The 13,159-nt window shown below is 48.0% G+C and carries 9 protein-coding genes; 2 read left to right on the top strand and 7 right to left on the bottom strand.

From position 1 onward, the window contains the following. Positions 1 to 17: 17 nt before the first annotated feature. The 6 genes from carA to yfcE form a co-directional block, all read right to left on the bottom strand. Positions 18 to 1,145: a glutamine-hydrolyzing carbamoyl-phosphate synthase small subunit gene (carA, locus tag CBE68_RS14220; RefSeq protein WP_087506813.1), complete on the bottom strand. Its 1,128-nt coding sequence runs from the start codon at positions 1,143 to 1,145 to the stop codon at positions 18 to 20. Positions 1,146 to 1,375: 230 nt separating this feature from the next. Next, the gene (gene dapB, locus CBE68_RS14215; RefSeq protein WP_087506812.1) at positions 1,376 to 2,185 is read right to left on the bottom strand and encodes a 4-hydroxy-tetrahydrodipicolinate reductase; all 810 of its coding nucleotides are present in this window, start codon (positions 2,183 to 2,185) and stop codon (positions 1,376 to 1,378) included. Between the two features lie 117 nt (positions 2,186 to 2,302). Continuing rightward, a complete protein-coding gene (locus tag CBE68_RS14210) occupies positions 2,303 to 3,607 on the bottom strand; it encodes an ATP-binding protein (RefSeq protein ID WP_188708278.1) in 1,305 nt (434 codons plus the stop codon). A 41-nt stretch (positions 3,608 to 3,648) separates the two neighbouring features. Next, positions 3,649 to 4,317 carry a response regulator gene (locus tag CBE68_RS14205; RefSeq protein ID WP_087506763.1) on the bottom strand — a complete coding sequence of 223 codons (669 nt, stop codon included), beginning with the start codon at positions 4,315 to 4,317 and terminating at the stop codon, positions 3,649 to 3,651. Between the two features lie 421 nt (positions 4,318 to 4,738). After that, positions 4,739 to 5,332 carry an outer membrane beta-barrel protein gene (locus CBE68_RS14200; protein WP_087506762.1) on the bottom strand — a complete coding sequence of 198 codons (594 nt, stop codon included), beginning with the start codon at positions 5,330 to 5,332 and terminating at the stop codon, positions 4,739 to 4,741. A 308-nt stretch (positions 5,333 to 5,640) separates the two neighbouring features. Further along, a complete protein-coding gene (gene yfcE / locus CBE68_RS14195) occupies positions 5,641 to 6,186 on the bottom strand; it encodes a phosphodiesterase (protein WP_087506761.1) in 546 nt (181 codons plus the stop codon). A 211-nt stretch (positions 6,187 to 6,397) separates the two neighbouring features. Between yfcE and CBE68_RS14190 the strand changes: the two genes are divergently transcribed. Both CBE68_RS14190 and CBE68_RS14185 read left to right on the top strand, forming a co-directional pair. After that, entirely contained in the window at positions 6,398 to 8,149 is a 1,752-nt protein-coding gene (locus CBE68_RS14190) for an autotransporter assembly complex protein TamA (RefSeq protein ID WP_143824576.1), read from the top strand. Next, the gene (locus CBE68_RS14185) at positions 8,146 to 11,901 is read left to right on the top strand and encodes a translocation/assembly module TamB domain-containing protein (protein ID WP_087506759.1); all 3,756 of its coding nucleotides are present in this window, start codon (positions 8,146 to 8,148) and stop codon (positions 11,899 to 11,901) included. The genes CBE68_RS14190 and CBE68_RS14185 overlap by 4 nt, the downstream gene beginning before the upstream one ends. Here the strand turns inward: CBE68_RS14185 and CBE68_RS14180 are convergent. Further along, on the bottom strand, positions 11,891 to 13,156 hold the full coding sequence (locus CBE68_RS14180; protein ID WP_087506758.1) for a GGDEF domain-containing protein: 1,266 nt from the start codon (positions 13,154 to 13,156) through the stop codon (positions 11,891 to 11,893). The two genes, CBE68_RS14185 and CBE68_RS14180, sit on opposite strands and share 11 nt — an antisense overlap. Positions 13,157 to 13,159: the final 3 nt, after the last annotated feature.

The following is a 13,159-nucleotide window of genomic DNA, read 5'->3' as shown; positions in this document are numbered from 1 at the left end:
CGTCGTCTCGCTCGGTTTTAGGCGCGGGCCTGCATGAGTTCAATAAAGTGGTCAAATAATGGCGCCGCATCGTGCGGTCCTGGACTCGCTTCAGGGTGGCCCTGAAAGCTGAATGCAGGCTTATCGGTGCGATGAATACCTTGCAATGAACCGTCAAACAAAGACACGTGAGTGGCTTTAAGGTTGCTTGGCAACGTTTCTTCGTCCACTGCAAAACCATGGTTTTGCGAGGTGATCATGACCACATTGCGCTCAAGATCTTTCACTGGGTGGTTGGCACCATGGTGACCGAACTTCATCTTCACCGTCTTCGCACCGCTTGCCAGCGCCAACAATTGATGGCCTAAACAGATACCAAATACAGGAATGTCGGTTTCTAGGAAGGTCTTAATGGCTGCAATGGCATAATCACATGGCTCAGGGTCACCCGGACCATTCGATAAGAAGATGCCGTCTGGATTCAGAGCTAATACTTCTTCGGCTGAGGTTTGCGCAGGAACAACGGTGAGTCGACAACCGCGCTCTACCAACATGCGTAAAATATTGCTTTTAGCACCGAAATCGTAGGCTACGACGTGAAAAGCTTCATTTTCTAGCTTGCCGTGACCTTCACCTAATTGCCAAGTGCTATCAGTCCACGAATACGTTTTGTCGGTGGTCACTTCTTTCGCCAAATCCATGCCTTTTAGGCCTGGGAAACCTTTGGCCTCAGCTAACGCTGCTGCTTCATCGAAGCTATCCGCTGCCACAATACAACCAGCTTGAGCACCTTTCTCACGCAGAATACGGGTTAACTTACGTGTATCGATGTCACAAATACCCACAACATTACGGGCCGTTAGGTATTCACTCAGGGTTTGTTCACTTCGGAAATTGCTGGCGATGATTGGCAAATCTCGGATCACCAAGCCTTTGGCCCAAACTTCAGATGATTCTTCATCTTCCGAGTTGGTACCTGTGTTACCGATGTGAGGATAAGTTAAGGTGACGATTTGGCGAGCGTATGATGGATCAGTCAAAATTTCCTGATAACCGGTCATTGAAGTATTAAAGACAACTTCACCGGTTGCCATGCCGTCTGCACCAATAGATGTGCCGCGGAAAATAGTACCGTCTTCGAGTACCAAGAGGGCAGCTTTAGCCAAGATAACCTCCACACTTGTGGTCAGCTGTTCGTGTCGTAGATAGAAGAGGCAGAACGCCTTTTGACACTTCTATCTATCCCTCTTTGCCTTTGTGCTGGCAAATTGAACGCATTCTAGAGCAAAAACTGTTTGCCGTCCACGGCAATTTTAAAAAACTTCAATAAACGAAGCTTTCAAATAAAAAACGGCCCATTAGGGCCGAAATTTAAAATAAAGTTAACTAATAATGGTTAATTCAGGCCTAATACATCGAACATATCGTACAAGCCAGTATCTTTGTTCATCAACCAGCTAGCGGCCCGCATGGCACCATTTGCATAGGTTGCGCGACTTGACGACTTGTGCGTAATTTCAAGACGTTCACCAATATCAGCAAACATCGCGGTGTGCTCGCCAATAATGTCGCCAGCACGTACCGTGGCAAAACCAATGGTGTTGCGATCGCGTTCGCCGGTGATGCCCTCACGGCCATAGACAGCACATTCATTTAAATCACGACCCAAGGTATCAGCAATCACTTGGCCCATTTTCAATGCGGTACCAGAAGGGGCATCTTTCTTAAAACGATGGTGGGCCTCAACGATTTCAATATCGTGGTCCGACATCACCGCAGCGGCTTGTTCAAGCAGCTTGAACATGAGATTGACAGCGACGCTCATGTTTGGCGCCATCATCACCGCAGTGTCTTGTGCCATGGTATCAATTTGTTGCTGCTGTTCTGGGGTAAAACCAGTGGTACCGATGACCAATTTTTTGCCATGTTCACGACACCAAGCCAGATTCGCCAAAGTGGCTTCAGGGACGGTAAAGTCAATCACGACATCAACACTATCTTCCAAGCCTTGCAGTCCAGCCGTTACTGGCACACCAATGGCACCAAGACCTGCAAGTTCACCGGCGTCAACGCCGATCAAGCTGCTATCTGGACGTTCAAAAGCACCGCCAATGGCAACAAACTCTTTTTCGTGGCCAACTTCCAACAGGGTTTTACCCATTCGGCCCTGACAGCCTGCAATCGCTACGCGAACTTGATTGCTCATTGATCCTTTCCTTTGTGGTGTTTTGCGGCCAGACGGCCTTGGGGCCGACAACTGTACTGGCTTCATCGGCAAAAGCCAACTACTGCCAGTACAATTATTGGATTGGTGTTTGTTACTTTATTGGTCCCACCAGTCTTCTACTGGCGGCAATTCAATGACGAAGCAGGCGCCTTCAAGATCAGAGTCTTCGATTCGAATTTCGCCACGGTAGCTCTCAACAATATCGGCACAGACCGCCAAGCCAATGCCTTGACCGGTCGGTTTTTCATCCAGCCGGACGCCGCGCTGGAACACTTGCTCGCGACGCGATTCGGTAACACCTGGGCCATCATCTTCAATACGCAGTTGCACTCCGCCATTGGCCAGCGGCAGTTGGCTGATGCGGAGTTTTGAAATGGCATAGCGGAAACCGTTTTCCAGTAAGTTACCCATTACTTCCATCAGATCGTCACGCCCCATGGGGATTTCGTCGTCTTTGGAGATGCGCTTGTCGAGTTCGATTTTCTTATCGGCGTATATTTTGTCGAGTAGCTGATGCAGGTTATCGACAATTTCAAGCAGTGGCGTCGATTGTTTGTTCAATGCTTGTTGGCCGGTCAAACCACGTTTCAGTTGGTATTGAACCATGGCGTTCATTTGGCTCAAATTGCTGAGTAATTCGGCTTGCACGTGCGGCGCAATGGAGTTTTCTTGACACACCACATTCATTGCAGCCAAACGTGTTTTTAGGCTATGCGCGAGGTCATTCAAACTATGACGATAGCGTTGAGAGCGATGAATATTCTCGCCCATAACACTATTGAGCGCAGTCACCACTGGTTTTAACTCGTAAGGGTATGGTTCATTCAGAGCGACTTGTTTTTGCTCTGACACATGCTGCAACTCGGTTTCTAGGGTTTTCAGTGGCCGCATCGCCCAGCGGAACGTCATATACAGGGCAACACCAGCAGTAACCAAAAACAAAATTACCGTAATGAGGGCTTTCTCAACCGATTCAGCACGCCATTGCTCGTAGGCCTGACCGTCACGAAGGGCAACAAAATCACCGCGAATGCCATTGAAGGTGCCGGATAAAACATGCGCGAAGAACAATTTGTTGTCATCAACCCGCACCGGGATCGTCAGGGCGCTGCTACCTTTGCCCTGCACTTGTTGGCAAAGCTCTTTCAATTCGAATGCTTTTGCTTGCACCGATTTCCAGATCACTTCGCCATAATCATCACACAGTGCGCCCATGTAACCTTGCAGCGGCATGGTTTCTGACACTGTGTTTTCAAAAGAAACGCCCTGCGTCACCATGGTTTCAATCACCATAGGCAAACGTTCGAGCAAATCACTGCCGTATTCCAACTCTAAGCTCTGTTGCTTATCGTTGTAATACACATTAGCCAAGGCCAATGTCACCGCAGTGATAATGAGCATCGAAACTAAAAAGTTCCGAAGCCACAAAGATCCATTTGTTTTCATGTATTTATTAACCGATATCCTTGACCACGTATGGTACTGATAGGGACCTCAGGTAAAACATTGGCTAACTTTTTCCGCAATCGGCTAATCAACACTTCAATGGTATTCGAATCGCCATCACCATCGCGATATAGGGTATCAATCAAGCGCTGCTTAGATACCACTTGCTCTGGGTGACGAACAAAATACTCCAAAATTTGATACTCGAATGCAGTCAGCTCTAGCACATTACCGTTGACCGACACTTCTTTGGTTAACAAGTTTAACGTAAAGCCAGCACAATTTACTTCTGCTTTTACATATCCGGCACTTCGACGAACCAAGGCATTGAGTCGGGCGAGTAACTCTTGTACTTCAAATGGCTTGACCAAGTAGTCATCAGCACCAGCGTTTAAGCCATCAACTTTGTCTTGCCAGTTAGCTCGGGCGGTTAGAATAAGTACAGGGAACGGTCGTTCTTGAGCGCGAAACTTCTTGATCAACTGGATACCATCACCATCGGGTAAACCCAAGTCAACAATCGCTAATTCGATCGGATACTGCTCAGCGAAGAACAGTGCATCCTTAACCGTCGTGACTGCATACACTTGATTGCCAGCATCTTGCAGCTGAACAGTAAGGTGGTGATTTAAAATCGGGTCGTCTTCTACTACCAGTATAAGCATGTTCTATAAACCTTTATTAATACAGCGGCGACTGAAGCAGTTCAATGAGCACGATGGCATCATTGACAAGGTTAGCTTAAAAGGCAACCTCCGGCAGCTGACGTCTTGGGCCTGTTATTCGAGGCTCGGCAATCACTAATTGCAATGAGCTGTTGGCTAATGTAGCCCGATCCATATTAGTGATTCAGACTGAACAGAAACTGAACTTTTTTACAGCAATTCGGTGACTTAGATAAAAGAATAAGATGATATTACTGGCAACCAATAGTGCCGGAACGATGACCTACAGCACTAGTGATTTCATGAGAACGAATTGAGAAATGAGGGCTTGCTCGCATCCATGCGAGGCGGCTAAGCCGATATGATTGGCATCTATCGACCTAGCTCAGACATAAAAATGGAAAAAATCAGCTCATCGAGCTTAGAAGCGATAATTAACGCCCATAAAGACCTGCTCGGTACGGTCTAACTCAAAGTTTTCGCCGGTATTGGCGTTAGTACCGGAATAGTCTTGTCTCAAGTAACGGTAGCCAATTTCAGTCTCCCAACTTTGGTTAATGCGGTAATTCAAACCTGCTTGAGCACCGTAAACAAAGTCATTTGAGCTGCCTGCTCCGGTGTAACGAGTATTGGCCATACCAGCGGAGACACCGCCGAAGGCTCGCCACTTATTGTCATCGGTAAGGCTGTACATGTAATCGTAAGAAGCGAGGATGTTCTTCTGTTTGTAGTCACCTGTTTGACTACCGCCATCAGCTTCGGTGTAAGTCATCGTCATTCGATGTTGGTCATTGTCACCAAAATAACGACCGGCTTTTACTTCATAACCCCAATCTCGATCCTTTTGATCAAACGATGATGTATCGGCAGGTACCGCTCCAGGTGTTTGCTCACTTTTTGACATTTGCTTATTAATAGCGCCACCGACAAACCAGTCGTTGGTTGATTCATTGGCAATGACAGGAGCAGTCAGAAATGAAGCTGGAACTAAAGCCAATAGAGTTTTCTTGTTCATAGTATTTCCTTTCGAGGAGTTTTGTTAACGCGCCGCTAAGCTATCAATCAAGGCTGAACCGAAACTGAATAAGAAATTGCTCAAACAAACAATTAACAAATTGAAAAAAAAAGACAAAAACAAAAAGCCCGGCTATTGCCGGGCTGACTAAAAATAAGTCCAATTCTACTATTCGAAGGGGAGGGATTACTGCGTTTCTAAGCGAATCAAACCTGCAAATTTGATGGCCCTGTGAAAACAGTGATTACATCTTATGGCATTTAACTTAACCGAAACTGAACCAATGTCTGGTCACTTATTGCACAGTGCTAGGTAGGCCATTGGCACGACATGAGTGGTTCGCCTGAGTCCAACTTGAGTACTCGAAAACACTGACCATCATAATGACCTAAGCTCGCAGGATGTCCACCTTTGGGGATAGTGATTGAACCCGGATTAAAGAGAAGAACATCATCTTGATATTCAGCAACCGGTAAATGAGTGTGACCGAAAACAAAGCCTTCGCCTTTGGCCAATGGCGGCAACTGCTGTGGATTGAGCTGATGACCATGGCTTAAGCACAAGCGCTTACCTGCCACAATCAACCAGTTGTATTCAGCCAATAGTGGAAAGTCACACAACATCTGATCGACTTCGCTGTCGCAATTACCGCGGACGGCAACAATGCAATCGGCGTATTGATTAAGCCTTGCAGCCACAGCAGCAGGATCGTAGCCCTCAGGAATTGGATTTCTCGGGCCGTGGTTGAGCACATCACCCAGCAACACCAAATGTTTCGCACCGAGCTTTATCTTGTATGCAAGTGCTTTATTGAGCGCGGTAATCGAACCATGGATATCTGAAATGAACAGCATGTTGGTTGCCTTTATCAAGACCGAGTTTAAAGTCGAATATATTAATGGCCGTTTGACTTTTATCGTTGCCTTGCATCAAACAGCGTAACGAATAACTTGGGCGCCATAACTAGGCACATTGCCTGAATCGCCATCAAATATTCACTTTAGACCCTATGCAAGCGATCAACACCCCCTATAATGGGTGCAATCTAGTGCATTCGGAATCATCGTGCAGTTTCGACGTTTACTTTTTGTGTTGGCGAGTTTGTTGGTCTCTATGCCTATTCAGGCGGCCAACTTGTCCCTATCTATTGAAGCGCCAACCAAAGAGCAGCGTGACAACATTAAGGCTCACTTAGGCCAACTCCCTGATACTGAACAACATCGAGCAAGCTTTGTCTTTAACTCCGAGTCAGCCACCGAAACGGCACTTGCTGCACTTGGCTTTTACTCTCCCAATATCGAGTTAGCGCTGGACAAACAAAATGATCCTTGGAAACTGTCGATTGCAGTCGAGCCGGGGCCTGCGACCAAGTGGCAGCAAGTCGATATTCAGATTGTTGGCGACGCCATGCAACTCGAAGAGTTTCAGGGTATTGCTTTACTCGAGGGGTTAATTCAAGGCCAGCGGGTGATTCATAGCCACTATGACAGCACCAAAAGCCAATTGATGGGGCAAGCCCTACAACTTGGCTTTTTTGACGCCACTATGGTCACCGCACGATTAGAGATAGACCGCAAACGACACCTCGCCAATGCCGTTTTGCATTTCGAGAGCGGCCGTCGATATCAGTTTGGTGATATTCAATTTGAAGGCTCAGATCTTGAACCTGAGTTGCTGCAATCGATGCTCAATTTCGAGTCGGGCGATCCATACAATATTAATCAAGTCACAGGGTTAAGCCGTGCTCTGGTGCAAAGCGGCTACTTTAGTGCCGTCAAAGTCCTGCCATTGATCGATCAGCGTCAGGACGGCCAGGTACCAGTGAGAGTCGATTTAACACCAGCGCGCAATCATAGCTTTAACGTTGGTGTGGGCTACGCCACAGATACCAAACAACGGGCATCGATTACTTGGCGGACGCCTCAGGTCAATACCTTAGGCCACTCGCAAGAAACAAAAATTGAGTACTCTGACGTCAATCCATATGTCCGCTTTCTTTATGACATCCCGCTAAGCAACCCGAACACCGATATTCTGCAACTTGGTTTAGGTCTTGAGAGTAACGAATATGCCGACATTGAGAGTGAGCTTCGGCATGCTCGAATCGGTCGTAAAACCATCCATGATGGTTGGATTCGTCAATACTACGTGCGCCACTTGGATGAGCGCTGGGATATTCTTGAAGACAGCCAAAAAAGCCAATTCATTATGCCAGGGGTAACATGGGCGAAAACCAGGCGCCAAGGTAATCCAGTCGATCCAGAAGCTGGTTTGCGGCAATACTACTTACTTGAAGTTGCCTCTGACAAAATGCGTTCAGATGCCAATATTGCCCGCTTTGTTGCACAGCTAAAATGGCTAGATCGATTTGCTGAAAACCACCGGGTGGTTGCTCGCACGACCCTCGGCGCTAGCTATTTTGAAGATAAAGACCTTAGCGATGTGCCACCATCGCTGCGCTTTTACGCCGGTGGTGATGAGAGTATTCGCGGCTTTGGCTATCAATCCTTGGGCCCCAAGATCGATTACACCGATGAAGAAGGGAACCAAAAGAAGCTCACCGTTGGTGGCCGTTATTTGGCAACTGCTAGCTTGGAGTACCAGTACTATTTGAATGACAACTGGCGAGTTGCGGCATTTACTGATGGCGGTAATGCCTTTGACGATTTAGAAGACACGGTTGATTGGGCTTACTCCGTTGGTGGCGGCATCCATTGGATGTCGATTGTGGGACCAGTGAAGTTAGATGTCGCCAGAAGCATTAGCAAAACCAACCCTCAGTGGCGGTTACATATTAATATCGGAGCAGAGTTATGACGGTTCGTCATCTGTTTCGATGGCTCATTTACCTACCGATAGCGCTGCTATTGGTCGCAGCTATCTTGGTCTCAACTGAGTTTGGCAGCCGTATTCTAGTCCACAGCGTGAGCGGCTTGGTTCCGGGCTTAGAGCTCGATTACAAATCCGGAAGACTCAACAGTCGTCTAGCGGTAAACCATTTTTCGTTCGAACTTGATGAGCTAACAATCCGTGGCAATGACATTGAAGTTCACTGGAATCCGTGGTGCACGCTCACCAATAGCCTCTGTATTCGAGATGCTAAAGCAACAGATTTTTTCCTTGAGCTAGTGTCATCAGCAGATGATCAAACTGAGCAAGATTTGGACCCCGTCCTTGATGCTACAGAACAGCAACCCTACACCCTCGAATTGCCATTCACCATTGATGTTCGAAATGCCTCAGTAGCAAAAGGTGAGTTGTTGATTGACGACATCGTCATCCAATGGACGCAAGGATCCGCTCAAGTCTACTTGCAAGACGATATGATCGATGTACGACGCGCTCATTTTAAAGATGGCTTGGTCCACGTTGATGCCGACTCTGTGAGCTCTGCTGAGACCCCGGCTAGCGAGCAAACACCAGCGACGCCTTGGCCTCTGAGCCAACTCAGTGATACTCGATTACCACTGACATTGCTGGTTAATAATGCCGCCGCAGAGCGGTTTACCTTCGCCTACGAAGATTGGCTCAAAGAATCGTTTGCTAATGTGTTTATTGATGCCAATTGGCAATTCGTTGATGTACAAATTGACCGCCTCGGTTTCGACCACCTGCCCTATGGGTTTGTCGAAATCCACGGCGATGCGCAACTCTCCCACCCATATCCGATGCAACTGGATGTCACCGTCGCGCCACAACAAGCCCCAAATTTTGCCAACCTTAAAGACAGTCGATGGCAAGCAACCATTGACGGCGATTTAGAGAATCTTGTTTTGGCGGCAAGCGAACAACAGCGACTATTTTGGCAAGTCAATGGCGATGTCGCACTGGCCAACCCCGATATACCATTTCATCTCAGCGTCGCTGGCAAACAAATGATCATGCCCGATGATTTGACTGAATTGATGCAATATCAAACCGTAAGCGCCAATGCACAAGGCAACCGGCATCAGCAAGAATTTGAAATACGAGCTCAAGTGGACACTGAACTCGAGCAGATGCCCATTAAAGCCAAAGTGACTGCATTAGGTCATCACAGCAACCAACGGTTGACCTTGTCTGAACTGCAGATCAATGACTTACTTCATCAGGGTGAGCTAGTTGGTGATGCTCATCTGGACTATGGAGAACAGCTAAAATGGCAGCTCAACGCTCATTTTCAGCAACTTCATTTGCCTCAATGGCAACTACCTGACGTCCCTGTTATCTCCGGCGAGATCGTTCACTCAGGTAACTGGAGCGAACAGCAATGGCAGTTGAATTTTACTCCGATCAACATCAGCGGTGACTATCTCGACATGCCGGTCAAGGTGCAAGGTCAGCTGAGCCTCAACAACCAGCTGCAAGGTTACGCTGAAGATATTGCCATCGAAATTGCTGGCTCAACGCTAACCATGGCTGGTCGGGTGAACGACCAATGGCAAATGTCTGGCCATCTATCGGGGCAGGAGTTGAATCGCTGGGTCGATGGCCTATCCGGCACGATTGAAAGTGATATCACAGTCACTGGCCGTTATGATGATCCGCACATCGCCATCGCTGGTCAATTGCAGCGTTTTGGTTTCCAACAGTCGATCCAAGCAGACTCTGGGTCTTTTCACGCCAGCTATAGCCCGCTGGCCAACCACCAACATCAATTTGAACTCGAGTTGCTTGATACCGATTTGGCCCACCTCGAAAGCGAACGACTCTCGCTCACCAGTTCGGGGGACCTCGGCAATCATCAACTTACCGTGAGCGGCGCTGGCGACTTCATCCCTCAGGTTCAATTGCAAGGTCATTGGTTTGACACTGAACAGTCATGGACAGGGGTGCTAGAGCGAGCCGATTTTGCAACCACCGCAGGGCATTGGCAGCTCAATCAAGCCGTTGAGCTAAACTACGGCGTCGAGCGTCAGCAAATGGATATCAGTCAACACTGCTGGCAAGCCCGAGATAGCAAAGTTTGTCTGCGTCAGCCTGCGACCCTAGGCAAATCTGGCAATGCCGAGCTATCGGTTGATATATCAGGCCATGACTTAACGCGGCAATTGCTTCATCAAGATTACCAGGTGTCAGGTCACCTGATCGGTGAGCTAGATGCGCATTGGCAGCCCAATCAGCCTGCTAATGCGACGTTCCAACTCAACTCTAAAGACTTAACCATGGCATTCCACAGCCGCGTCGATAGCGATCAGCAGCAAGTCGATATTGGTCAGCTAACGATATCTGGGGCAATCGATGAGCAGCAATCAATACTGAAGCTGGAGCTGCAAACGGACCATGGTGCTCACCTGTTGTTCGATGGCAATGTCCAGAATGACGATGCAGCGATTGGCGGCCAGTTAGCCGTATCAGCTCTTGAATTGGGTCACTTCAAATCACTACTGCCAGATATCGAGCGAGTCAAAGGTTATCTTAACGGTCAAGCGGAGGTGACTGGTACGTTAGGGAGCCCTCTAATCAATGGTGAATTTAACTTAAACGACGGCGAAATTGTGCTGCTGTCCAACCCAACACCAATCGATCAGCTCAATCTATCACTCACTTTTAGCCAACAACGTGCTGATCTAACCAGTCACTTCCACCTTGGTAAAAATTCAGCGACATTGACGGCTACGGCTGATTGGCGCGACGAATTTACCCTGGCATCGCGATTCGATGGTCATAAATTGGATGTGTTACTGCCGCCAGAGTCGAGCTTGGTGGTCAGTCCTGACCTTCGTTTTGACTACCGCGATGCAACGCCATCATTAACCGGGACTATTGACATCCCCAAAGCTGAAATCATCTTTCGGCGCTTGCCCGACAGCGGGATAGCGGTCAGTGATGACCAAGTATTCATTGATCAAATCGATCAACAAAGCCGCGCTGATGCCAATCTCAATGCCAAGATAGCAGTGACCTTGGGCGATGATATTCGCGTCAATGCACTCGGCTTCATTGGCCGTATTGGCGGCCAACTTGAAGTCATTAAACAGCCTAACGTACCGGTCCAACTTTATGGCCCAATTGAATTGACCACTGGCCGCTACCGCGCTTATGGCCAACGTTTGGAAGTGCAACCGGATTCAGCGGTCCACTTTAATGGCCCGCCAGAGCTGGCCGCTTTGAATATTAGAGCGGCTCGTGAAATTAAGTCGGCTGATGTCATCGCTGGTATTCATGCTACCGGCACGGTAGAACAACCGATTATTGAGTTCTATTCGGATCCGGCCATGCAACAGCAGGAAGTGCTGTCGTACATTGTTCGCGGTCGCGGTCTCGACTCAGATGACAGTAATAGCACGATGGCGGCCGCCACTGCACTGGGTGTCACTGCCGCATCATCAATGGGATTGACCAACTCAATGGAGCAAGTCACCGGAATCCAGCAAGTATCGCTAGATACCGAAGGCGAAGGTGATGAAACACAAGTCACTATCAGTGGCTACGTTGGCGAGCGACTGTACTTAAAGTACGGCATGGGCGTGTTTGAGCCCATTAACGAGGTGACTGTGCGGTTTTACTTGCTGAATCAATTGTGGCTAGAAACAGTCTCCGGTATTGAGCGTTCAGCCGACTTGTACTACTCGTTTTTTATTGATTAGTCGCGTGCTGGTAGACGATGACTTGGTCCCTCCCTTGTTCCTTTGCTTGATAAAGAGCAATATCAGCCCAGTTGAGAGCAACTTCAAAAGAGTCATCTGCACCAGCTTCGGCGACACCGATACTAGTGGTTACATTTAACTGCTGTGGCCAGACTAAACCTGTCATTGCCTGGCGTACTTTAGCGGCGACGATTTTTGCTTGTTGCGCGTCGGTATCAAAGCAAATCACTACGAATTCTTCCCCTCCCCAACGGGCAGCAATATCGTTTTGACGGCAGGTTAGACGGAGTAAGTTGGCAAACGCCTTCAGTACTTCATCACCGACGCCATGACCATAAACATCATTAACTTTCTTGAAATGGTCGAGGTCGAACAACAAAACACTAGCAGCGGCCCGTTGATGCTGTTTCAGTTTTTCTTGAATACCATGACGATTGAGCAACTCTGTCAGCGGATCCTGAATTGCCAAATGATGATACTTGCGATTGTCGCGCTTGAGCGTCAGTGCTTTCCAAAACACAAATGATAGCGACAAGGCGACCCACACGATAACGATTGCCAAATAGTAGTTTGACGCCGACACCAGTGGTTTAGTGAAGGTCAACTCTTTGAGCTGAAAAAAGTGCTCGCCGAAGCTCGCATAGGTACCGGTGACCAACTCTACTACCATGACTTGATTGAACTCGATACGCGATAACTCAATCGGCAAATTACGCTCCAACAACCACCAATGAGAGACTTTAAAGACGTCGAGCGGCAGATTGATTTCATCGCCCAAAGTGCTCGGTTGGAATTCCAGCTCGTTGTACTTCATGGAGCTGAAATCGTCTAGGTTGGAATAGGCTGGGTTGTGGTTTCTGACGTAAAGTCGGATGGTTTCGGTTTGACTTGATGTTGTTGGTGGCCGATAGCTGTAGCGCAATAACAACTCTTTATAACTGCTCAGATCAACCCCCTGCATGGAAGCTTCATCAAACAAATGAATTTTGGTGGAGCAATAGGGGAACTGATAACCGCTTTTGAGTTCACAACGCCAACTAAGCGGTTTTGAATTCGACGACTCAATTACGCTGGCAACCGAAGAGCCACCGCTGACTCCATCACCTTCGATAGCAATTCGTTGGGTATTATGAAGATCAATGGAAAAGCGTTGGTTCGGCAACAATGGGTAAATTGCAAGCGCAGCAATAGAGGCTAAGGCCAAAAAGACCACCAGCTTTTCAAATCGGCTGATACTTGCGCTGACCGACAGCATCAA

The organism is Neiella marina (assembly GCF_002165625.1).
Classification (GTDB): domain Bacteria; phylum Pseudomonadota; class Gammaproteobacteria; order Enterobacterales; family Neiellaceae; genus Neiella; species Neiella marina.
The sequence above is the reverse complement of the archived record's forward strand: the minus strand, read 5'-3'. Positions and strand labels throughout refer to the sequence as shown.

What these genes read in the sequence shown, in the direction of transcription:
- CBE68_RS14210 (WP_188708278.1), bottom strand. Translation starts at nt 3,607, where the DNA reads ATGCTCATTATCACTGCGGTGACATTGGCCTTGGCTAATGTGTATTAC.
- CBE68_RS14205 (WP_087506763.1), bottom strand. Translation starts at nt 4,317, where the DNA reads ATGCTTATACTGGTAGTAGAAGACGACCCGATTTTAAATCACCACCTT.
- yfcE (WP_087506761.1), bottom strand. Translation starts at nt 6,186, where the DNA reads ATGCTGTTCATTTCAGATATCCATGGTTCGATTACCGCGCTCAATAAA.
- dapB (WP_087506812.1), bottom strand. Translation starts at nt 2,185, where the DNA reads ATGAGCAATCAAGTTCGCGTAGCGATTGCAGGCTGTCAGGGCCGAATG.
- CBE68_RS14200 (WP_087506762.1), bottom strand. Translation starts at nt 5,332, where the DNA reads ATGAACAAGAAAACTCTATTGGCTTTAGTTCCAGCTTCATTTCTGACT.
- CBE68_RS14180 (WP_087506758.1), bottom strand. Translation starts at nt 13,156, where the DNA reads ATGCTGTCGGTCAGCGCAAGTATCAGCCGATTTGAAAAGCTGGTGGTC.
- CBE68_RS14185 (WP_087506759.1), top strand. Translation starts at nt 8,146, where the DNA reads ATGACGGTTCGTCATCTGTTTCGATGGCTCATTTACCTACCGATAGCG.